At 34.6% G+C, this 21712-nt stretch carries 23 protein-coding genes; 8 read left to right on the forward strand and 15 right to left on the reverse strand.

The window, feature by feature from the left end; genetic code table 11:
* Positions 1–102: 102 nt before the first annotated feature.
* The gene (cofH, locus tag IJE13_RS00005; RefSeq protein WP_292775525.1) at positions 103–1224 is read right to left on the reverse strand and encodes a 5-amino-6-(D-ribitylamino)uracil--L-tyrosine 4-hydroxyphenyl transferase CofH; all 1122 of its coding nucleotides are present in this window, start codon (positions 1222–1224) and stop codon (positions 103–105) included.
* 148 nt (positions 1225–1372) lie between these two features.
* On the opposite strand from cofH, the gene IJE13_RS00010 reads away from it, so the two are divergent.
* The 5 genes from IJE13_RS00010 to IJE13_RS00030 all read left to right on the forward strand — a co-directional run bounded on the left by IJE13_RS00010 (position 1373) and on the right by IJE13_RS00030 (position 5367).
* A complete protein-coding gene (locus IJE13_RS00010; protein ID WP_292775527.1) occupies positions 1373–1909 on the forward strand; it encodes a nicotinamide-nucleotide adenylyltransferase in 537 nt (178 codons plus the stop codon).
* A gap of 157 nt (positions 1910–2066) precedes the next feature.
* Positions 2067–2504 (forward strand): molybdenum cofactor biosynthesis protein MoaE, encoded by a 438-nt coding sequence (locus tag IJE13_RS00015; protein WP_292775530.1) that lies wholly within the window; start codon positions 2067–2069, stop codon positions 2502–2504.
* Between the two features lie 396 nt (positions 2505–2900).
* The gene (locus IJE13_RS00020; protein ID WP_292775612.1) at positions 2901–4121 is read left to right on the forward strand and encodes an HD domain-containing protein; all 1221 of its coding nucleotides are present in this window, start codon (positions 2901–2903) and stop codon (positions 4119–4121) included.
* 61 nt (positions 4122–4182) lie between these two features.
* Entirely contained in the window at positions 4183–4737 is a 555-nt protein-coding gene (locus IJE13_RS00025; protein ID WP_292775533.1) for a UbiX family flavin prenyltransferase, read from the forward strand.
* Positions 4738–4803: 66 nt separating this feature from the next.
* Positions 4804–5367, forward strand: a complete 564-nt coding sequence (locus IJE13_RS00030) for a methyltransferase domain-containing protein (protein WP_292775535.1) — start codon at positions 4804–4806, stop codon at positions 5365–5367.
* 79 nt (positions 5368–5446) lie between these two features.
* On the opposite strand, the gene IJE13_RS00035 is transcribed toward IJE13_RS00030, so the two are convergent.
* The 6 genes from IJE13_RS00035 to IJE13_RS00060 all read right to left on the reverse strand — a co-directional run bounded on the left by IJE13_RS00035 (position 5447) and on the right by IJE13_RS00060 (position 13174).
* Positions 5447–6181: a molybdenum cofactor guanylyltransferase gene (locus IJE13_RS00035; RefSeq protein ID WP_292775537.1), complete on the reverse strand. Its 735-nt coding sequence runs from the start codon at positions 6179–6181 to the stop codon at positions 5447–5449.
* A 111-nt stretch (positions 6182–6292) separates the two neighbouring features.
* Positions 6293–7060, reverse strand: a complete 768-nt coding sequence (locus IJE13_RS00040) for a hypothetical protein (RefSeq protein WP_292775539.1) — start codon at positions 7058–7060, stop codon at positions 6293–6295.
* Positions 7061–7349: 289 nt separating this feature from the next.
* Positions 7350–8843 carry an IMP dehydrogenase gene (gene guaB, locus IJE13_RS00045; RefSeq protein ID WP_292775541.1) on the reverse strand — a complete coding sequence of 498 codons (1494 nt, stop codon included), beginning with the start codon at positions 8841–8843 and terminating at the stop codon, positions 7350–7352.
* Between the two features lie 138 nt (positions 8844–8981).
* Positions 8982–9701: a (5-formylfuran-3-yl)methyl phosphate synthase gene (locus tag IJE13_RS00050; protein ID WP_292775543.1), complete on the reverse strand. Its 720-nt coding sequence runs from the start codon at positions 9699–9701 to the stop codon at positions 8982–8984.
* 258 nt (positions 9702–9959) lie between these two features.
* Positions 9960–11420: a sodium-dependent transporter gene (locus IJE13_RS00055; protein ID WP_292775545.1), complete on the reverse strand. Its 1461-nt coding sequence runs from the start codon at positions 11418–11420 to the stop codon at positions 9960–9962.
* A 278-nt stretch (positions 11421–11698) separates the two neighbouring features.
* Complete coding sequence (locus tag IJE13_RS00060; RefSeq protein WP_292775547.1) at positions 11699–13174, reverse strand: homoserine O-acetyltransferase; 1476 nt, start codon at positions 13172–13174, stop codon at positions 11699–11701.
* A gap of 281 nt (positions 13175–13455) precedes the next feature.
* Here IJE13_RS00060 and IJE13_RS00065 point away from each other — a divergent pair, with 281 nt between their 5' ends.
* Complete coding sequence (locus tag IJE13_RS00065; protein WP_292775549.1) at positions 13456–13719, forward strand: hypothetical protein; 264 nt, start codon at positions 13456–13458, stop codon at positions 13717–13719.
* A 75-nt stretch (positions 13720–13794) separates the two neighbouring features.
* Here the strand turns inward: IJE13_RS00065 and rnc are convergent, their stop codons facing one another.
* The 7 genes from rnc to IJE13_RS00100 form a co-directional block, all read right to left on the reverse strand.
* Positions 13795–14463, reverse strand: a complete 669-nt coding sequence (rnc, locus tag IJE13_RS00070; protein WP_292775552.1) for a ribonuclease III — start codon at positions 14461–14463, stop codon at positions 13795–13797.
* Positions 14464–15115: 652 nt separating this feature from the next.
* Positions 15116–15625, reverse strand: a complete 510-nt coding sequence (locus tag IJE13_RS00075) for a flavodoxin (protein WP_292775555.1) — start codon at positions 15623–15625, stop codon at positions 15116–15118.
* A 194-nt stretch (positions 15626–15819) separates the two neighbouring features.
* The gene (locus tag IJE13_RS00080; RefSeq protein ID WP_292775557.1) at positions 15820–16005 is read right to left on the reverse strand and encodes a 50S ribosomal protein L37e; all 186 of its coding nucleotides are present in this window, start codon (positions 16003–16005) and stop codon (positions 15820–15822) included.
* Positions 16006–16215: 210 nt separating this feature from the next.
* A complete protein-coding gene (locus tag IJE13_RS00085; protein ID WP_067146527.1) occupies positions 16216–16449 on the reverse strand; it encodes an LSm family protein in 234 nt (77 codons plus the stop codon).
* 531 nt (positions 16450–16980) lie between these two features.
* Positions 16981–17373, reverse strand: a complete 393-nt coding sequence (tsaA, locus tag IJE13_RS00090) for a tRNA (N6-threonylcarbamoyladenosine(37)-N6)-methyltransferase TrmO (RefSeq protein WP_292775564.1) — start codon at positions 17371–17373, stop codon at positions 16981–16983.
* A gap of 62 nt (positions 17374–17435) precedes the next feature.
* Positions 17436–18140 carry a 2-amino-5-formylamino-6-ribosylaminopyrimidin-4(3H)-one 5'-monophosphate deformylase gene (gene arfB, locus IJE13_RS00095; protein WP_292775566.1) on the reverse strand — a complete coding sequence of 235 codons (705 nt, stop codon included), beginning with the start codon at positions 18138–18140 and terminating at the stop codon, positions 17436–17438.
* An 83-nt stretch (positions 18141–18223) separates the two neighbouring features.
* Positions 18224–18706: an RNA-binding protein gene (locus tag IJE13_RS00100; RefSeq protein WP_292775614.1), complete on the reverse strand. Its 483-nt coding sequence runs from the start codon at positions 18704–18706 to the stop codon at positions 18224–18226.
* A gap of 299 nt (positions 18707–19005) precedes the next feature.
* Here IJE13_RS00100 and IJE13_RS00105 point away from each other — a divergent pair, with 299 nt between their 5' ends.
* Positions 19006–20493 carry a sodium-dependent transporter gene (locus tag IJE13_RS00105; RefSeq protein ID WP_292775568.1) on the forward strand — a complete coding sequence of 496 codons (1488 nt, stop codon included), beginning with the start codon at positions 19006–19008 and terminating at the stop codon, positions 20491–20493.
* Positions 20494–20551: 58 nt separating this feature from the next.
* On the opposite strand, the gene IJE13_RS00110 is transcribed toward IJE13_RS00105, so the two are convergent.
* Entirely contained in the window at positions 20552–21154 is a 603-nt protein-coding gene (locus tag IJE13_RS00110; RefSeq protein ID WP_292775570.1) for a YigZ family protein, read from the reverse strand.
* Between the two features lie 156 nt (positions 21155–21310).
* On the opposite strand from IJE13_RS00110, the gene IJE13_RS00115 reads away from it, so the two are divergent.
* Positions 21311–21676, forward strand: coding sequence for a hypothetical protein (locus IJE13_RS00115; protein WP_292775572.1), 366 nt, complete (start codon positions 21311–21313; stop codon positions 21674–21676).
* Positions 21677–21712 lie beyond the last annotated feature (36 nt).

Below are 21712 nucleotides of genomic sequence, written 5' to 3' on the forward strand. Positions count from 1 at the left end.
AAAATTCCAAATAATTAAATCAGCACAAATTATTTTGAAAAATAGGATAAAAAAAATAAAAAAGACTAATAAAAAAAGACAATTGAAAATAAAAAGAGAAATTTATAATTCAATAGGATAAAACTCAGTGTAAGTGGAGTTTCTCTCTAATGGAACTCTTCCCAAGTCATTGACCAATTTAGTTAGGTCTCTGATGCTTGCATTTACACCATCTGGAGCTCCAGAAGCTTCAGACAATTCATCTCCACCTAAAGTTCCGCCTAAGTCATTGGCACCGGCCAACAGTGAGACTTGAGCAAATCTGAATCCCATCTTAACCCAAGAGACCTGAATGTTCGGAATGATGTCCCCGAACATCAATCTTGCAACTGCATAAAGCTTAAGATCTTGAGTGCCGGTAGCTCCCAAATCCCTTTGTCCCTCAAGGAATATAGGGGAGTATTCATGCATGAATGTCATAGGAATGAATTCATTGAATCCGCCTGTATCAAGCTGAATTTGTCTAAGTATGTCCAAATGCTCCACTCTCTCTTCCAAAGTCTCAACATGGCCATACATCATGGTTGCAGAGCCTGTAATGCCCACTTCCTGAGCAATCTTGATAATGTCAATCCATTCCTGTGTCTTGACTTTCTTAGGACAGATTATCTCTCTTGACCTGTCTGTCAGGATTTCAGCTGCAGTTCCAGGCAATGTGTCCAAACCTGCCTTCTTCAATACCTTAAAGGCATCATCCACAGCCATTTCACTGTTTAATGCAGCATCCCTAATCATTGTAGGTGAAAAACCATGAATCTCCACATCTGGATAATGTGATTTGAGCAGTTTCAAAAGATGCTCATAATATTCAATTGTAGCATCTTCAAGCACTCCTCCCATCAAGGTAAATTCACGGGCACCGTCACGATAGCCTCCTTCAGCCTTATTTAAAATTCCTTCATCATCCAGCAAATAAGCGTCAGGGTCGTCAGGATCCTTTCCAAAAGCGCAGAATCCACAGCGAACATGGCAGATGTTTGTGAAATTGATATTGCAGTTATTGATGAAAGTGACCTTATCCCCGACAATCTCTTCCCGGACTGCATCTGCTGCAGCTAAAAGTGGATAGATTTCTGAACCCTTTAGGTTCATCAGGTAATTTCCATCTTCAACTGAAATAGGCTCATCAAAAGCGCTATCTAAAATCCTTTTAGTTTTTGATGCCACATTAATTCTATCGTACATAATTTTAAATCAGTCTTATATCACTTATATACTTTTCTTTTAATGCTTAAATGAATTAATCTAATGGAAATAATTCGAAACCAAATCAAATGAATCACTAAACTCAAATAATCAAATATTAATATAATAAAAGATAAAAAGAGATACAATGAAGAAAGTGACACGTGGCTTACTTATTGGAAGAATGCAACCTGTTCATAATGGCCATATCCAGATTATAGAAAAGACATTGAATTATGTCGATGAAGTCATAATCGGTATTGGAACCGCTCAAATAAGCCATGAGCTAAAGGATCCATTTACAGCAGGCGAAAGGATTATGATGATGACACAGGCATTGGATGATGCGGATATCGACCCTACCAGATATTACATCATACCTATTGAAGACATCAATAGAAATGCATTGTGGGTAGCTCAAGTCAAGATGCTTACTCCTCCTTTCTCTAAAGTCTATAGCGGCAACCCTCTTGTAAAACGATTGTTCAAGGAAGAGGGCTATGAAGTCTATCAGCCTGAACTCTTTGACAGGGAAGTCCTGTCCGGAACAGAAATCAGAGATAGGATATTGAATGATGGAGATTGGAAATCCCTTGTTCCTCAAGCTACAATAGATGTGATTGAAGAGATTGACGGAGTCAATAGAATCAAGGAATTGAATCAGAAGGAATTGAGCGAAAGATAATTCCTATTTATTTATCTATTTTTTTGGAATAATTTTATAACAATAGTTATATTTATTAAGAAAAAAATTAAATATATTAATGGAATAAGACAAATTAATCTTAAGTATCAAACTTAAACTTATTATTGCTTATTTAATTATTTATTAGGATGATAGAATGGTAATTAAAATTGTAGAAAAAGACGAAGAGTACTTTACTATTGGAGACTTAATCGAAGACATAAAGAAATCACAAAGAGTTGATGAAGCGGGAGCCATTTACAGCTTTGAAGGAATCGTAAGAGGAACAGAAGATGAGAAAACTGTTGACAAGCTCACTTTAAGCCTTCCAGACAAGGAAAAGGGATTGGCTGAAATTGAAGCCATTGTTGAAACCGCTAAAGTCAAGCATGGAGTCTTTGAAATAAGCGTTATCCATTATATTGGAGAGTTCTATACTGGAGATCAATTGTTCCTTGTAGTTGTTCTCGGACCTCACAGAGGAGAAACCTTAGAGGCACTTACTGAAGTTGTGGAAAGGGTCAAGCATGAGATTGACTTTAAGAAGGAAGAGCTTTCCAATAAGGGAACCAAGGTCATAATGGCAGGAGGATAATTATTCTCCCCATTTTACCACCATTTCATTTGTTCACCATATAAAAATAACTATTTTTAATCATAAACTACTTTTTTAAAAAAACTAATTTCAATACTAAAGCTATTTTTGAAAATTAAATTTTCTTCCAATTAAAAACAATATTTAAATGAGATTGAAATTTTAAAATAATGAACAATATTGATTTAAATTGGAAAATTATAATTAAACTAGTAAAAAAATAGGAATAAAAAGCTAAAACTAACCTAATTATTAGAAAACTTTATTAAATAAGTATTTTATAAACTATTATTAAGTAATTATTGAATATTTGAATTAAAAACCCAAAATAAAGAAAAAAATAAAATAAAGAACAAAGAAAAATTTTTTTAAATTCAAAATATCATAAGAAGTGTTATCATGTCACACCAGAAATTCATCAGAGACAGCATTCATGGAAACTTGCCGCTAAATGAATTTGAAGTGGAGGTATTGGATTACCCTCAAGTTCAAAGATTAAGAAGAGTGAAGCAATTGGGATTCATTTCATTGATCTATCCAGGAGCAAATCACTCCCGTTTTGAGCATTCCATCGGAACAATGCATCTAGCATCAAAGCTTGCCGAACAATTGGAATTGGAAGAGGATGAAAAGGAATTGGTCAGAATGGCAGGTTTGCTCCACGATGCAGGGCATGGCCCGTTCTCACATGTTTCAGAAGCTGTTTTCGATGTTCCTCATGAGGAATTGACTGGATATATTGTCACAAAGACAAGTTTGGCTGACAAGCTTTCAGAAAGATTTGACACACAAGAGATTGTTGACATCATTAACGGAAAGGGTAAGTTAGGCCCAATAATATCTGGCGAACTGGATATGGACCGTATGGATTATCTGATTAGAGACTCACATTATACTGGAGTTGCTTATGGTGTTATCGATACTGAAAGAATCATAAGCAATCTAAAGCTGAAAAGGGAATTGATATTGGACATCAAGGGAGTTCAGGCTGCAGAGGCAGCTCTCACCGCTCGTTATTTGATGTACCCTAGCGTCTATCAGCATCATACAACAAGAATCATAAATGCAATGTTTAGAAGATGCCTAAGACACATGATCAGCCAGGATATCATAAACCCTAATGAGATGTACAAATACGATGATTCTGATATGATCAGCATGTGCAGAAGCTCAGAAGGATATTCAAGGGACATCATGGAACGAATTGACAACAGAAACCTTTTGAAAGCAGCTAAAACAGAATCAGTGAACAATTTCGAAAGTCCTGAAAAGGTATTCGCAATTGAAAAGGACAAATTGCTTAAGGCTGAAGAGGAAATCAGTGAAGACTTCAAATTGGATAGGGATTATGTCATCCTAAGCCTTCCTGAATACCCTAGATTCGATGAGATGAAGACATGGGTCTCAGTTGGAGAGAACCTATATCATCTGAATGAAATCTCAAGCATTGTAGGTGCATTGAGCAGTGCAAGATTCAATTATGCAGACATTTGCCTTTATGTCCCTAAAGAGGAAAAGAACAAATTGAACAGATTGAAATTGGAGAATTACATTGATTTGCCTGAAAAGGTGAATAAGTTTGATACAATACACTTTGAACAGTCAAAATTATTTTAATTGAAAAAAAATTTAAAAATCAGAAACTTTAATTAATTTTAATATTTTATGAGAGGATACGATGATTTTAATAGCTATTACAGGTGCTAGCGGAGTAATCTATGGAGTGGAATTGCTAAAGGCACTTAAGGAATTGAACATTGAAACAGGATTATTGATAAGTGACCCTGCCAAAACAGTTATGAAATATGAGCTTGATGAGGATATTGAGGAAATCAAGTCATTGGCAGACCACTACTTCGATGCGAATGAGATTGATTCTTCCGTAAACAGCGGCTCATTCAAGTTCGATTCATTGGTGATCATACCTTGCTCCATGAAGACAGTCTCTGCAATAGCCAATGGCTATGCATCCAACACAATAAGCAGAGTGGCAGATGTGGCACTGAAGGAAAGAAGAGAACTTGTTCTAGTGCCAAGGGAAACTCCTCTAAGGGATGTCCATCTTGGAAACATGCTTAGGATATCCAAAGAGGGAGGCATCATATTACCTGCAATGCCTGGATTCTATCATGACCCTAAAGACATCAAGGACATGACTGACTTTATTGTGGGAAAGGTATTGGATGTTTTAAGAATAGACAATGAGATGTTTAAAAGATGGGAAAAACCTTAATTTTTATTTTTTAATTTTTTAAAAATCAATTTATTTCTAACTATTTTAATTCAATAGAGTGAAAAAATGATTAATGACTTTGACTTTATGACCACATGCGATATTTCCGGATTCCTAAAAGAGGAAATCAGATCAATTTTAATATACAAATCAGCTGTTAAGGACACAGACATTGTTTTGGACATCAATTGCGGCGTAGGAGAAATATCAACTGAGCTTTCAAATATGGCTGAAAAGGTTTACGCAATCGACGAAAGCCAACAGGCAATCACCATAAGCCAAGAGAACATCAAAAAGCTTGGGAATATTGATAAAGTTGAACTGATCAATGAGAATGAACTGTCTGCATTGGAAAAAATAGAGGAATTCGATGTAACCATCTTAAAAGCAAAAAAGGATAATTATAATGAAATTATCGAAAAAGTCCATGAAAAGATCAATTCAAAAGGAAGAATTCTTATTTTAACAAACTTATTGGATTATGAAGTGGATATTGTAAAAAAACTGGATGAACTGAATTATATTCCACAAATAACCCAAATAAACATCTCAAAAGGACAATTGCTGTATAAGGGAATAAAATTGGAAAGTCAAAATCCTATGACAATCGTCTATGCTAAAAAAAGATAATTGAAAAATTTTTAAATAAAATTTTACTATTTTTTATTTATTTTTCAATTTTTTAAAAAAGATTATTATTTTTATTAACTCATTCTAGACCTAATCCCTCAAGGTCCTCTTTTCTGTTGAAGTTTCTAAAGTCCTTATCAAACAGTACCTTATTGTCCACTTCTATAAAGCAAGGATTATTAAGACTTCCAATAAATGACTTAACGTAGAGATTATCTTCTTTCAAAAGTTCATCAATATTATTCAGATTCTCTTTTTTATAAATGGAATGCAATGGCTCTGAGTTTGCTATCTTCATATCAATGGTCATTTCATCTGCATTCTCAAAGTTGAATTCCTCATTATCCTTGAACTTATCCTTATTTGACTTGATATGGAATGGAATGATGGCATCAACATCCAAATCCAAGTTCTCTTCCAATAGGCCAAACATGACCTCAATGAAATCTTCACTGATGAAAGGGGAATCGCATGGCAATACAAGTGCATAATCTGTCTTAATATTCTTAAGCCCAGTCATGATTCCTGATATGGGACCCTTTCCCTTGATTTCATCTTCAAGAAATTCCAGTGAATAGTCAAAATTGTCCTCAATTTCACTTTCACAATACTGGTCAAGTAGTGACTGATAATCAGCTATCCTTTTTGAATCATTTAAAACAATTGTAGCATCATTTATTTTATAGTTTAGTCTCTCAAGTATGTGTAAAATCATAGGTTTCTCTTGAATAATCATAGATCCCTTATCCTGACCCATTCTTCTACTCATTCCTCCTGATAAAACTATGCAAGAATACAATTTTTGACCATTCATGACTATCATCTTAAGAACATTAAATCTTTTGAAGTTGAAAACAATAAAAAAAATAGAAAAATGATTAATTGACTAAATGAAAATCATAGTCAACTAACCCCATGATAGAAACTATTCATTAACATGAACATCTGCATCGGTATCAAATGGATTGGTACGGATGGCAAGTGAAATCATGTAAGGATAGTACTTTTTAAGGTATTTCAAGTAATAAACCCATTCATATACCAATTTGGAGTAGACTCTCTTGATATCACCATTCAAGTGATTGAAGTCTGCATCCTTGATATCTGAGAACTCCCCTCTGCGGGTAAGCTCCTCATCCAAATGCATTATAGCAAGCAATAGAGATGAGAATTCATCCTTTTCAAGGAGATTAGGGTTGTTGATGAGGTTTATTAAGAATTCTCTCTTTTCCACAAGTATGGAATGGATATTATTCAAGAATTCTTCCCTTTCCTCTGGAGGAATGTCTGCCTTGAAGTCAATTCCATTTTCCTTCAATTCCTTCATCTTATTGTCATAATCCTTTTCATCCCAGTTTCTGATGTCCTTAAGGCTTTCAGTGTTGATCTTATTCTTATTCACTTTGCTGAACTCTGAAATAAGATCGTATCCAAGTTCTGAGAAGAAAGTTCCCATAAGCATGTCAATCTTTTCCAAAATGGCTTCATGTTCCTTTTTGCCCATGATTCCTTCAAGCAGGAATCCAACAATCAATATGTCGATTGGAATGAAGCCTATATGTTTCCAAAGATATGCAATGATCTCCTCACCATCTCCGAAGATAAGGTATCTTGCCAGAAATATGATGATGGCTAAAGCGAACATGATTATTGCAAATCTGATCTTCCAACTCCTATCGTTGTTTTCTCTCATTTTATAAACTCCAATAAATATTACAAATTATCTAAAAATTATAAAATACATTTTAGTAAAATAGCTATTATAAATTTTAATTAATTTATATAGATAGTTTATTCTTTAAATTTAATAAACTATTCGTTTTAAGGAATAAGAATTAAATCCGTTAAGTAATGGAAGATAAAAAAAGATGAAACTATAAAAAAATTAAAAAAAACTAAAAAAGTAAAAAAAGTAAAAAAAGTTTAGTTAGGAATAATTCTCCTAACCAAAGAAAAGATTTTGAATAAATTTTTCAAAAAACTTATTCTAAAGTCGGATAATTAGGACTTTCGTTAGTGATCATCAATTCGTGTGGGTGTGATTCCTTGATTCCACTTGCTGTAATTCTAACGAAACGAGCGACTTCCTTCATGGTTTGAATGTCACGAGCACCGCAGTAACCCATGGAAGATTTCAATCCACCAACCAATTGGAAGACAACTTCAGCTACGGTTCCCTTGTATGGAACTACACCTTCTACACCTTCAGCAACCAATTTTGAATGCTTCATATGAGTTCCTTTCTCCAATTCCTGGAAGTACCTGTCAGCTCCACCACCGGAACCTCCGGTCATGGCACCAATGGAACCCATTCCACGATAGGTCTTGTATTTCCTACCATTCATGGTTACCACATCACCTGGTGATTCCAATGTTCCTGCAAGCAAGTTACCGAGCATTACCACATCTGCACCTGCACCAATTGCCTTGGCGATATCACCGGAGAATCTTAAGCCCCCGTCTGCAATTACTGGAACTCCAGCTTCACTTGCAACATCAGCAACTTCAGCGATTGCTGTCACTTGAGGCACACCGATACCTGCTACAATACGGGTAGTACAGATGGAACCAGGACCGATACCTACCTTAAGACCATCCGCACCGTGAGCAATCAAGTCTTCTGCAGCTTCACGGGTTGCAATGTTACCCATGCACAAGTCAGCATCGATATTGTCCTTAATGGTTTCGGCAAATTTTACAACATTCATGTTATGGGCATGTGCACAGTCGATTGAAATGATGTCTGCTCCCGCTTGGTCTAATGCCATAGCCCTATCCAAATCGAAAGGACCGCAAGCAGCTGCCACCAGGTATTTGCCTTTCTTGTCAAGTGCAGCATTCGGGTACTGATCTTGATTCAATATATCCTTAATGGTAAGGATACCAACCAAATCACCATCTTCACTGACTACAGGCAATCTTTCAACCTTGTTTTCATAAGCAATATCCAATGCTTCCTCTGAAGTGATATCCTCCTTAATGGTAACCACTTCAGAAGTCATGATGTCTTTAACTAATTTTTTTGAATCAGATTTTAGGAATGGCCTTACATCCCTTTTTGAGATAATTCCAACTATCTTATCGTTTTCCATAACTGGAAGACCACTTACTGATTCATTTTCCATAATGTCTGAAACGGTTTCAATGGAAGATTCCGGGCTTATTGTCACTACATCACGAACAGTGATGTCAATAGCGCTTTTTACCTTTTTAACCTCTTCCACTTGTGCCTCTTGAGTGATGTTACGATGAATGACACCGATTCCTCCTTCCTGAGCAAGTGCAATGGCCATATTGGCTTCTGTAACTGTATCCATTGTAGCACTCATAATAGGAATGTTCAATTGAATGTCTTTAGTTAAGCTGACTTTGGTATCCACATCTTTCGCTTCAATCCAGGAAGCGTTAGGAACCAATAGAAAATCATCATAAGTATAACCAGGTTTTGCATTATAAATCTTATCTGAGAATTGCAATCTTTTTTCCTCCTAAAAATTCTAAAAACAAAAAAACATCAAAAATGATTTAAAAAAAATTATCCTAATTTAATGGATTAAATTAGAATAATTTATAATAATTAAAAAAATTTAAAAAGTTAAAAAAAAACTAAGAATTTAGTTTTCAAAGGATTTCACGAGCTCTTTCAATTCAGCTACAGCGGTTCTGTCAATGTGGCCGGTGTTTCTGTCTCCACCTACACAGGCAGCTCCTCTGACACCCACTACATCACAGCCGATATCATATAATGGCTTCAATTGATCCTTCTTGACGGAACCTGCCAAAGCCACTTTCAATCCATAGCTGTGAGCCTCTTCAGTGAATTTCCTGCAGTCATCAATATCCAAGTAATCGAATAATGTATGACCATCCTTAACAGCAGTATCCAACATGGCAATGTCTGCACCGGAGTCTTTTGCTATCTTAGGAATCTCCCAAGGACTAACAGCCCCGACTCTATGAGCATCTGCATAACCGGAAGCAACAACTGTAGCGTCAGGATTGGTGTCCTTTACAGCTTTGACTACACCTTTCATTACTTCCAATCCTTCCTCATAGTTGCTTGGACCATATAATCCTACCTTAATGTAATCTGCACCGGAAACCAATGCGCCCATAGCAGCTAAAGACACGGTTCCAGGCTTGTATGGAACATCCCCTAAAGTTGCGCTTACAAGCATGTCGCTAGGAGTAAGTTCTCTAATGTCTTTAATTACCCAAGGGAAATTAGCACCTAAGGAACCTTCCTTAGGATTTTTTACATCCACTATATCTGCTCCACCTTCAATGGATTCAATAGCTTCATCATGATTTATAGGACTAATTAATAAAAGCAATCATATTCCTCCAAAATCTATATAACATTTTTAATCTTTTGTAATCTTAATAAATTTTAATCTCCTATCTAAATCTATAATTTGATTTTTTATAATCTTTTATATCAGTAATAAATACTTAAATATATTAATTATAAACATTTTAGATTATTTATACTTTTATAAATAATTATATAAAAAGGTTTATATTTTTAGATTAATTTTAATATTAAGGTTCTATTATTTAAAGTTTTTTATAAAAATAGAAAAAAGAGAAAATTAATTCTCATCCTCTCTTGGGCTTAATCTTGTTAAAATGAAACTGAAGACCAAAACACCTACAATGATGATCAAGTCAACAATCAGCTCAAAGGTAGCTGCACTCATGAAAAGGTCATACATACCGTAAATCCACATTGCAAACAATACAATCGGAAGCAAATATTTGATTATGAATTTCCATACTTTTCCGACTTTCAAATGACCGTTCTCATTCAAGACAGGAATGAGGTCATCAATCTTATAGAACCATGCAAATATCACACATTGAACACCAATCAAAAGCAATATACCGAATTGGTTAACAAATGAATCAATGATTCCGACCAGATAACTGCTTATTCCAGTAGTCAGCAAGACTGAAAAGGCACATCCTATAACGGATAGAATGGCTGCAGTTTTCCTTCTTCCTAAATTGAACTTTTCACTTGTGGAAGAAAGCATAGGCTCAAAGAATCCCAATGCTGAAGTGATTCCTGCAAATAGAATTGCCAGGAAGAGCAATGGAGCCAGAACTCTGCCGATTGGACCCATGATATTAAATATCATTGGGAAAACAATGAAAACAAGCCCTGTTCCTTCAGTGACCAATTTTCCCATTGCCATACCAGAATGAAGTGACATGTACCCGAGTATTGAAAACACTCCAAAAGCAGTGAATATCTCAAACAATGAGTTGGAAGCGACTACGATAAGCACATTGTCAGTCAGTTTGGAAGCCTTAGGCAGATAGCTTGCATATGTGAGAGCAATCGCCTGACCCATACTCAAGGAGAATATGATCTGAGCAAATGCAGCAAGCCAGATGTTGATGTCCAGAAGCATTGACCATCTCGGCCTTAGCAGTGTGTCTATACCAATCATATGTCCAGGCAAGGTGATTGCATAAAGGACTATGAATCCCATGATTACAAACAAGCAGGGAATCAGGATTTTGGAAACCTTTCCAATACCTTCATCGACATTCCTATGGGAAATGTACCATAAGACAATCCACATAATGATTACACAAATGGTTGTAGGGATGAGCAAAAATCCCGCACTTGCCAAGTCAGAGCTTCCGCCAACGGTATTTGTGAAGTAGGCAGCAGTATCGGTTCCCCATCCAAAGCTAAAGCTGGTAAGGAAATATACCATATCCCAACTAAGGATAACCATATAATAGATTGTTACAATGAAAACAAATAGAACAAGCATCCAAGCCACATACTCGAATCTCTCGTTTATGTCCTTTAGAATCTTCGAGAAGGACTCCTTGAAACTGAATCCAATACCATATTCAAGTATTAGAAAAGGAATTCCCATGATTGCTATGGCAGTGAAATAAGGAATGAAGAATGATCCTCCACCGTTGGAATACACTACATAACTGAATCTCCAAATGTTTCCAAGCCCAACAGCAGCTCCAATCATAGCTAATATAAATGAAAGGGAACTGTCCCACTCTAATTTTTCACTCATCTTATTCAATCCTAAAATTGTTGATGATATTTTTATAAATATGAATATAAAAACTTATCTTAATTAATTTTAGATAAGGAAAAATAATCTAAAATAATCTAAAATAATCTAAAAAAAGCTAAAAATTAAAAAAATAAAAAATTATCTAAATAATCTAAATAATCTAAAAAAAGCTAAAAATTAAAAAAATAAAAAATTATCTAAATAATCTAAATAATCTAAAAAAAGCTAAAAATTAAAAAAAAGAAAAATAGAATCAAACTATAAAATAGTTTGATCTAGTAGTTAGAAATCAAGTGACTTATTCTATCAGTTGTAATGAGACCTTTTAAGTTGGATCCTTCAACAACAGGCAAACAGGAGATATTGTACTTCTTCATCAGTCTTGCAATATCCTCGATCTCATCTGTAGGTTTGCAGGTCCTCACATCCTTGGTCATTACTTCCCTTAGTTCTGTGCAGTCTTCTACAATTGATTTGGACAGGTCCCATGCAGTAACGATTCCTGCCAAGGAATTATCCTCATTTACAACAGGCAAATGAGTGATTTCCCTGTCAAACATGATTACTGCAGCTTCCTTCACACTTGAGCCGATATTGATTGTAGGAACATCTGTTTTCATGACATCTCCAACATTATGCTCGGAGAGGAAATTGGATAGAAGGAAGTTCATCTGACCGTTTTCAAGCAGGAATGCATCATGACCGTAACTTGATTTGACTTCATTATAGATTACATCAACATCATTGGATTGAAGTGCCGCAAGCAGATCCTTGGATTGGTCCACCGGATATAGCCAATCGGAATCAACTGCAATGATTTGTATCTTGGATTCGACTCCTTTCAGACCTTCAGCGAGATTGCCTTCAATAGCCAAGTCAAAGTAATCGACAGCTTTTGTAATGTATAAATAGGAATTTGCATCAAAGCGCCTTACAAAAGTCTCCCCTTGGTGGTGCAAATAGCTTTCCACCTCAAAATCGACGGTAAAGTCATAGCTTAGCTCTTTCTTGTCCTGCAAGTCCCTTCCGAATTTCTGATACATTGATTCATCACTAAGATAGGTGATGTGGCCAATCATACGGGCAACGGCAAGTCCAGATCTAGGAGACTTTTCCTGGTCATAGTAATTTCCCTTATTCCAGTTATTGTCCAGAATGATGGATTGTCTACCTACCTCATTGAATGCAATTTGCTGAGGTGAAGACCTTGCAGTTGTAGCGATTATGCTTGCCTTTTTCATCATCTTCGGATAGGAAACAGTCCATTGCAATGCCTGCATTCCCCCCATGGAACCTCCAATGACAGCATATAGTTTCTCTATGCCCAAAAATTCTATAAGCTTCTTTTGCGCATGAACCATATCCTCAATGGTGATTATTGGAAAATCAAGAGCATATTCCTTTCCGGTTTTTGGATTGATTGATGCCGGTCCGGTTGAACCCTTACATCCCCCTAATACATTTGAACAGATGACAAAGTATTTGTCTGTATCCAACGCCTTTCCAGGACCGATGACCATGTCCCACCATCCAGGCTTTTCGTTTTGGTTGCCTGTGAACACACCTGCAGCATGTGCATCCCCTGTAAGTGCATGGCAAACCAAAATGGCATTGGATTTTGCGGAGTTCAACTCCCCATAAGTCTCATAGGCAAGTTCCACATTAGAGAGAGTCTTGCCGGAGCTTAACTTCAAATCATCCTCAATAGCGAATTGTTTGGTTAAAACCCTACCAACAGATTTTTGTTTCATTTTAAGTACCTATATAAGTTTAAGAATACTGAATTTTATTAATTCAGCATACTATTCAACAGCTAGCTAGTATTAATCAAATTGATCATTGATAATTTCAGTTTTTCATATAGTTAGTCATAAATCTGAAATTTCTAAAATAATTAAAAATTATCGCCTTATTTATATTTATCTTAAATACTATTTATATTTACTTATAAATGGTTAATTAAAAAAATAGTAAAAATTAATATCTATAATTGATATATAAGCATTTAACAATAAGAATAAGGGATTATTTTATGACAAAAGAGAATAAGATGGAATTCAACAACACTGACCTGTTGATCGAATTATATGAAATGCTATTCAACGACATCATCACTGTAGAGACAAGCAAGATAGTGTCCAAATTCATTTTAGACTTGATAGACAATCAGGAAATCGATGAAGAGAAAGTTATCAAGCATTTTAATGAAAAGAATCCTGAAAACATGGAATTTGGCTTGAAAGAGGATTTGGATACAATCTATGATATCTGTATTGAAATTTATGAAGAGGAATAGTTTCATACTATTCTTTTAATTTTAAACTTTTTTTATTAGTTTTTTAATTTTAAATTATATCTAAACTATTCTAACTTATTTTCCCAATTTAAGCTTCTCAATAGCTTTGCTGGCAGCCAATTGCTCTGCCTCTTTTTTGCTTTTGCCTACACCATGGCCGTAATCCACACCATCAATCAGAATCCTCATTACAAAGGTCTTGTCATGTGGAGCACCATGTTCCTCAAGCAATTCATAACTAACTTCAACATCTTCAGCATCACCATATTCCTTGATTGTGGACTTGTAATCATAAAAGAACACTGTCTTGGCTTCAATATATGGGAAAACAGTCTGCTGAAGGAATTCCTTTGCCTTTTCTATTCCCTGATCCAGATAAATTGCTCCTAAGAATGACTCGAAAACATCTGCAGTTATTGAAATGACCTCATTGTCGGTAAGGGCATTGTCTTCCAAGTTCAATCTAATGCATTTATCCAAGTCATTTTCATGTGAATAAACGATCAAAGCATTTTGACAGACGTAATTAGCCCGAAGCTTAGTCAACTTCCCTTCACTGAAAGTAGGATGCATGTTCTGCAGGAATTCAGAGGTCAGCATATTCAAAACGGAATCTCCAAGAAATTCAAGCCTTTCATAATCATAATCCAAATCATACTTTGCACTGTATGAAGAATGAGTAAAGGCTATTTCATACAGATTTTCGTTATTCGGGACAATATTAAACTTTTCCAATAATTTCATATAATTCACTCAATGATAATCTTATGAGTACAGTTAAAAATAGTGGTTTGCTTATTTGATGAAATTATTATAATAATTTAATATTAGCTCAATTGCCAGCCATTTAAGCGTTTAATAAATTAATATTAAATTATCATAATAGCACTATTATGACATTTATAATTTAAAAATGTAAAAAACTATACCTAGTTGAATATATGTTTTACTTAATATATAAATCTTAAATAATTAAATTATTTTAAATTCAAGACAAAACTTAAACCAATCTTTAAAATTATAACATTAGTTTTCAAATGCTCTCGAACAATTCATTTATAAATAAAGGCAGATAAGATTATATAACAAACATAAAGACAGATTTTTTAAATCCGAATAGATTGCTGCAAATCAGGTTTAGGCTTCGGCTTAAAGATTTAAATCAGAATCTAAAAGGGTTTTGAAATCAAGACTTATGTTTTCTTGAATAATATATTTTTAATCCCTTTTTAAAGGAACAGGATCTTAGAATCTTGTATTTTATTAAAATTAAAAGACATATTATTGAATCTGGAAAACATAAAACAAATAAAATAAGATATTTTTTAAAATAAGATAAAATTAAATAAGATTTTTTTTTAGATAAATAAAATAAATAAGAAAAGGCAGTTTATATTTATCCTTTAACCCAATGCTTTACTTTTTTTCTTGAATCATCAACAAAGCTGCCTTGAATTGAGAGACCATCTTCTATTTTAGCTCCAGGACATAATTTCTTCAGATCCTTTAGGCTTTTGCCAAAACCGCTTCCTTCGTGGGTTACAAATGGCTTGACTGTCTTTCCACTGAAATCCAATCTTTCAAGCTGGGTCCATACAGGCATTGGCATGGTGTTCCACCAATTAGGAAAACCTATGTAAATGGTATCATATTCGCTGATATCCTCAATGTATTCCTTAAGTTCAGGCCTTGCATCATCCTTCAATTCAGCTTTAGCCACTTCAGTGCATTTCATATAGTCTTCAGGATAGTCGTTTAACGGGTCCATTTTAAACAGATCCGCATCTGCAAACTCTTTTATGTAATTGGCAATCACTTCTGTATTTCCTATTTCCAGATCTTTTATTCCTTCATTAGTGTAATTGTTCCCTGCTCTTGAAAAAAACAAAACCAAACTTTTTGACATAATCTTGACCTCATGACTTATGCTTAGATTATCTTATATTTTTAATAATATATAAAACTTAAAAAATAGCTTAAGATACCTAAAATGGACTAAATGAAATAAAAATTAAATAAAAAATAGTAAGTGTTTTTGAGATAATCGCATTATCTCAAATAAATTTTATATGTGCATCAAATGCACTATAGCAATTAAACCTATACTAATCTTTGACGAGTGGTAGGTTTTTTGTTTTGCCAACTGTATCTTCTTATTTTGCTGGATTTACCAAATCCGCAAGAAGCACAAACTTTTTTACGTACGTGGTATGAGTTCTTACCACATCTTCTACATCTGATATGGGTCTTTTTATTCTTTTTACCCATTGATGGAGTTCCTTTCACTTCTATCTCCTCCTAAATTAATAATCACAATAATAATAATTTTTACATTGAATGCTAAAATGGTCTATAACATAGTCTTATTAAAAATAAGAACATAAAATAGATAATTAATTAAATTAATTGAAAAATTAATTTAACTAATATGAGAATAATTCAATAATCTTTGAGTAGAACAAAGAAAAACTTCAGAAAAAATAAGAAACTAAGTTTCTATGGAGAAATGTATACAATATTGTCTCCTCTAATGAGAACAGTACCTAATCTTCTCATTATTTCTCCTTTTTCCAATTCTTCAGCATCATTAAGAACCAAGTTCATATGTAAGTCGAAACTTTTTAAGATGCCTCTGAATTCTCTTTCTCCTTTGAGTTTAATCAAAACTGGAGAGTTTACTGCTTTTCCTAATGCGTCAAGTGGTCTTTGAACATTTTGTTGTCCGCTCATGATTATCACCTATACTATATTAAATATGTTCGTATAATATATAAACTTAACTATTATTTCCATCCTTAATGGAAAATCAAGCCTCTTTTCAAAACAAATATCCATTAGGAATTTTCGTTTTAAGATATTATACATTAGTCAAGGAATTTTTTAGAAAAAATTAAAGACAATATGTTTTAGACACAATAATCTTATTTTAATTAGAATTTTTCTAAAAATTAATGAATTAATAAGATCAACTATAAAATTAAAAAACCAAAATTATCTTAAAAATTATTAAAAATCATTAAATTCCAATAAAATTTGAAAATAATCAATAATAATATAGCTAAACCAAATTAATATTAATATAATATATATAATAAATGATATATAAAGTTTTGTACCTAAATCGCTTAAATAGCTAATATTTATCCCTATTTTTTTATGAAAATAAATAAAAATTAGTATAATCTAAAAATGAATAGTAAAAATTAATATTTTAAGAAAAATAAGAAAAATTTAAAATAAAAATAGGAAAGAATATTTAAATCATAAAATGTCCTTTATGTCAAGCACTGGAGTGCCATTCAACATGTCGACCCCACTGAACTTGATCACATTTCCATTTATTTCCTCTATCCTTATTGTAGAAACCCCAATGGGATTTGGCCTATTCGGTGCATGAGTGGAGAACAATCCTTTAATCGGTCCGACTCCTCTAAATGGAACCCTCTGCTCGAATCCCTTTGACTTGTGGAAATAGAACAGGACCATATACCTTTCACCGACTTCCATGCTGGACATGCTTTCCAAATACTCTTCATTGATGACCATTTCAGCTACAATATCTCCAGATTCCCTCTCAGCCTTTGGCATGTTCCCGACATCTTTATATGGAGACTTGATGTATCCGATTGGCTTGAATATTATCTCTTCATCCATAAAATCATCTCATAAAAATTAATATTATTAAAAAAAACAAGAAAAAAAATAAAAAAAAACAATCAGTATCCATAATGGGAATCCAATTGCTTTTCAACATCCAGCAATACGGAGTTGATGGCCAGCTTCAAGAGCTCATTTCCATAGACCTCATCAACATAAACGCCGTTTTCCTGAATGTCAATTGCGCCTTCCTCAATGTTTGGATCATTCAATCTCGCTTCAGTGAACATGGATAGGCCAACTTCACCATATTGGCTCAAATCGGTCTGATTCTCCACCTCATCTTCATCAAGAATTCCTAAAACCTTTCCCATGGACAATTCTCCGGAACCTCCATGAGGCCCTTCGGATTCAATGATCTTGCTGTTTAATGTGATGAGCAAACCGGTCTGCTCCTCAATTTCATAAAGACTGGCAACAATAGGCAGATTGCCTCCATGCCCATTCACTATGACAACACTGGTGATTCCCAAATATTCCTTTGCTGATCTCAAGACCCTGATTATTTCCTTTGTCAGATTATCAAGTGAAACATGAATTCCATGGTTTATTTCCTTTATTTCATGTGCAGGATAGATTACTCCCAGGAATTTGGCTCCACTTTCCAATGCGGCCTTGAAGGCAATGTAAGAAGCTATCTTTGCATCAGTATCAATCGGAAGGGCAGGACCATGGTTTTCAAGATGTGACCCAAGGGCGATTATTCCCACCTTATGAACATTAGAGTTTCTGACATTTCCAGCATTTAATCTTAATTCCACCATATTATCACTTAAATAAATAAAAAATTCAATATTAATTCAAAAAAGATTATGAAGATATTAATTTAAAATTAAAAATAAATCCATTAAACTTCCAGATTCCAGATTGCATCCCCAACATAATGGAGTGACTTGATTGCCTTTCCTTCGGAATTCTCAACCATCTCCGGACCGCTGATCAGGCTGATTCCCATAGCCAATGGCTTGTTGTGGGTCTCTTCAACGATAATGACCACATCACCTTCCACAATGGACTCGTCAGCATCCACAATACCTGGACTCATCACATCTGCACCTTTGGTAACGAATCTGACAGCCCCCATGTCAACAACCACCACTTTGCTGTCCAATTCCAAATTCAAGGCAGCCTTAAGTGTAGGATATGGCTTTCCATTGATTATAATGATGTAAGGCTCACCATTCACCAGAATAAAGTCATAGTCTTCAGCTTCAAGCATTTCAAGAGTGTCCTTATTGTTGATGAAGGAACCGTAGTCTCCAAGCTCACTTTTAATGTCCTTTACTTTCTTCTTCTTTAAAAAATATCTTTTCTTGATTTTCAAAACCAGCACCTTAAGTTTTTTAATTTTTATTTTAAGATTAATTAAAAATTCTATAATTCTATTTATGTACTTTATTTTAATAATATTTTACTAAAATTTAATAAAAATAAGGGATAGGTGAAAACAATAGTTTACACAGTATAGTTTTTATATTTGGAATGCAATATTATAATATATTAAATTAATTTTAGATAAAAAAATCTTAAAATAGCTTCAAATCCCTGGAATATTGATTTGAAAAACTATTGGAATTTTTCTATTTTACAATTTAATCAATTATTATTAAATTTTATTTGTGATTTTTTATGAGTGATAAGAACGAATGGGGCAGCAACCTGTCATTTGTCTTGGCAATGGTAGGTTCTGCTGTAGGACTTGGAAACATATGGAGATACCCATACGTCCTGTACAGCAATGGTGGAGGAGCATTCTACATTCCATATATCGTTGCTATACTGTTGATGGGAGTTCCATTTTTAATACTTGAATATGGTGTCGGATATAATTTCAAATCATCCTTTCCAAAGGCTATCCGCAAGATACATGCCAATTATGAATTTTTAGGATGGCTATTGCCTATTTCAGTATTCATTATCATGATTTACTATTCATGCATACTAGGATGGGATGGAATATACGTAATCTTAAGCTTCTTCAAGGGATGGGGAGCAGACCCGAACACTTACTTTGCAACAACATTATTGCAATCACAGGAAACCGTCAGCGGAATAACCGCATTCATTCCTGTCATCGGTGCTGCAATGCTTGCAAGCTGGGCAATCATTTGGTACATTTCCCACAAGGACCTTGAAGAGGGACTTGGAAAGGTGAGCAAGATTCTTGTTCCCTTATTGTTTGTGATCATGATTGTGATTGTGGCATTCTCATTGACCTTGCCTGGTGCAATGATAGGCTTGAATGAACTCTTTTCACCGGATTGGAGCCTGCTTCTGAACTTTGACATATGGATGGCCGCATTCGGTCAGATAATATTCTCACTAAGCTTAGGAATGAGCATAGCATTCACCTATGCAAGCTATACTGGAGAGGAAAGCGACCTTATTACAAACACATTGTCCATTGCATTTGCAAACTGCGCATTCGAGAACTTCTGTGCATTGGGAGTCTTTTCAATTCTCGGATACATGTCACTTCAAAGCGGTACAGCTGTGGCAGACCTTGTAACTCAAGGTACAGGACTGGTCTTTGTGGCTTATCCTACAGTATTGAACGTATTGGGACAATATGCAATCATAATAGGACCTCTATTCTTCCTTACAATATACCTTGCAGGGCTTACAAGCATCCTATCCACTATCGAACCTTTGGCGTTCAGTATTCAAAACAAGTTCACATGGTCCCGTAAGAAGACAATGACCTTCCTCTGCATATTGGGAGCTGCGATTTCAATGATCTATGCAACAGCATACGGCGGAACACTTCTTGGATATGTGGATGCATATATCAACCAGATAGCCATTCTTTTCGGAGTGCTAGTGGAATGCAACCTATTTGCATGGACATTCAAATGTGAAGAGCTCATTCCTGCATTGAATGCAAGAAGCAAAACCATTAAGTTAGGCAAATGGTGGGTTTACATAGTCAAGTACATATTGCCGTTAGCCATTGGAATAGTATGGATCGGCGGAATGTACGATGTAATCACCACAGGTTCCATGAATCAATTGATGGTATTCGGCAATCTGACTGTAATATTGCTTGCATTGACTTTCATATTTACCAAATTGCCTGCTTCAAACAAGGACTGGAACGAAACAGAATATAGATTATAATTTATTTTAAATTATAGTCTATTTTTTTATTTAAAAAAAGTAAATTTATTATTATTTTTTAATCTATTTTTTCAAGGAATCTGCTTCCTAAATGCTCTATTTTAACTTCATCAGCTAATTTTTCTTGAATATTATTCACAATATCCTCATTGTTGGAAGCTACAAAATAGATTACATTGGCTTCATACTGCTTTTCCACAACAGCCAAATTCTTAGAGCGTATCTCATTGTCAATTGTCTTGATATGCTGATATTCGAAGCTGAACTTGAATATCTCATAAAGCTCCATATCAACAATCTCTGCAATGGAAAGGGTTTCCAGAACTGATTTGCTGTAGGCACGGACCAATCCTCCCGCACCAAGCTTTATTCCGCCGAAATACCTTGTCACAATAGCTACAACGTTTTCCATTTCATTCTTCTTCAATACATTCAACATAGGCCTTCCTGCAGTTCCTCCAGGCTCTCCATCATCGTCAAATCCTTCCCCATCGCTGACTACATATGCTATGCAGTTATGTGTTGCATCCTTATACTCTTCAGATATCTCCTTTATGATCTCCTTCGCTTCCTTTTCAGTCTGTGCAGGAAAGAGCCTGCAGATGAATTGGGACTTCTTGATATCTATGGATGTCTGGAAGGGTTTTGCTATTGTCTTCATGGTATCATTTGAATTTTTGATTATTAGAAAATGTTTTATATTAATTATTTTATATTCTATAACATATACATTTATATGTTTAATTGATATAATATTAATTTTGATAAGGTTTTTATAAAACTAAGATAATGATAATTAAATCATCGAGGTGAAATCATGGAAGATAAGAAAGCAAAATTCATAGTTTACATTTGCATAGCTCTAATTGCCTTTATTTGCAGCAGTGCGGTTTATTCTATGACTGGCGGTCTTTCAGATTGGATCGTTTCCAGCGATTACGATGAGGATAAAAACAATAACGGTTATTTGGACAGTTCAGAAAACGGAGGAGGATTGTTCTCATTATTCGGATCTGATGAGAATAATTACAACAGCTATGATAATGGTGATTCAGACTGGTCTGAACTGATAAACAAGGGATTGGATAAGCTGTCAAATCCAGACGATTCATATTCAAGCTCAAGCTCTGATGAACCAGACTTCCTTGCAAGACTCTTAAGATTCTTTATAAGCAATGGATAATCATCCATTCCTTACTTTTTTTACTTTTTTTACTTT

This window comes from Methanobrevibacter sp. (assembly GCF_017410345.1).
Classification (GTDB): Archaea; Methanobacteriota; Methanobacteria; order Methanobacteriales; family Methanobacteriaceae; genus Methanobrevibacter.

Excerpts from the sequence above, each read along its gene's own strand:
- rnc (WP_292775552.1), bottom strand. The coding sequence starts at position 14,463 with ATGAAATTATTGGAAAAGTTTAATATTGTCCCGAATAACGAAAATCTG.
- IJE13_RS00010 (WP_292775527.1), top strand. The coding sequence starts at position 1,373 with ATGAAGAAAGTGACACGTGGCTTACTTATTGGAAGAATGCAACCTGTT.
- IJE13_RS00110 (WP_292775570.1), bottom strand. The coding sequence starts at position 21,154 with ATGAAGACAATAGCAAAACCCTTCCAGACATCCATAGATATCAAGAAG.
- IJE13_RS00040 (WP_292775539.1), bottom strand. The coding sequence starts at position 7,060 with ATGAGAGAAAACAACGATAGGAGTTGGAAGATCAGATTTGCAATAATC.
- arfB (WP_292775566.1), bottom strand. The coding sequence starts at position 18,140 with ATGGTGGAATTAAGATTAAATGCTGGAAATGTCAGAAACTCTAATGTT.
- IJE13_RS00055 (WP_292775545.1), bottom strand. The coding sequence starts at position 11,420 with ATGAGTGAAAAATTAGAGTGGGACAGTTCCCTTTCATTTATATTAGCT.
- IJE13_RS00115 (WP_292775572.1), top strand. The coding sequence starts at position 21,311 with ATGGAAGATAAGAAAGCAAAATTCATAGTTTACATTTGCATAGCTCTA.
- IJE13_RS00060 (WP_292775547.1), bottom strand. The coding sequence starts at position 13,174 with ATGAAACAAAAATCTGTTGGTAGGGTTTTAACCAAACAATTCGCTATT.
- IJE13_RS00025 (WP_292775533.1), top strand. The coding sequence starts at position 4,183 with ATGATTTTAATAGCTATTACAGGTGCTAGCGGAGTAATCTATGGAGTG.
- IJE13_RS00015 (WP_292775530.1), top strand. The coding sequence starts at position 2,067 with ATGGTAATTAAAATTGTAGAAAAAGACGAAGAGTACTTTACTATTGGA.
- cofH (WP_292775525.1), bottom strand. The coding sequence starts at position 1,224 with ATGTACGATAGAATTAATGTGGCATCAAAAACTAAAAGGATTTTAGAT.
- IJE13_RS00085 (WP_067146527.1), bottom strand. The coding sequence starts at position 16,449 with ATGAGCGGACAACAAAATGTTCAAAGACCACTTGACGCATTAGGAAAA.
- tsaA (WP_292775564.1), bottom strand. The coding sequence starts at position 17,373 with ATGGATGAAGAGATAATATTCAAGCCAATCGGATACATCAAGTCTCCA.
- IJE13_RS00105 (WP_292775568.1), top strand. The coding sequence starts at position 19,006 with ATGAGTGATAAGAACGAATGGGGCAGCAACCTGTCATTTGTCTTGGCA.
- IJE13_RS00030 (WP_292775535.1), top strand. The coding sequence starts at position 4,804 with ATGATTAATGACTTTGACTTTATGACCACATGCGATATTTCCGGATTC.
- IJE13_RS00075 (WP_292775555.1), bottom strand. The coding sequence starts at position 15,625 with ATGTCAAAAAGTTTGGTTTTGTTTTTTTCAAGAGCAGGGAACAATTAC.
- IJE13_RS00065 (WP_292775549.1), top strand. The coding sequence starts at position 13,456 with ATGACAAAAGAGAATAAGATGGAATTCAACAACACTGACCTGTTGATC.
- IJE13_RS00035 (WP_292775537.1), bottom strand. The coding sequence starts at position 6,181 with ATGAATGGTCAAAAATTGTATTCTTGCATAGTTTTATCAGGAGGAATG.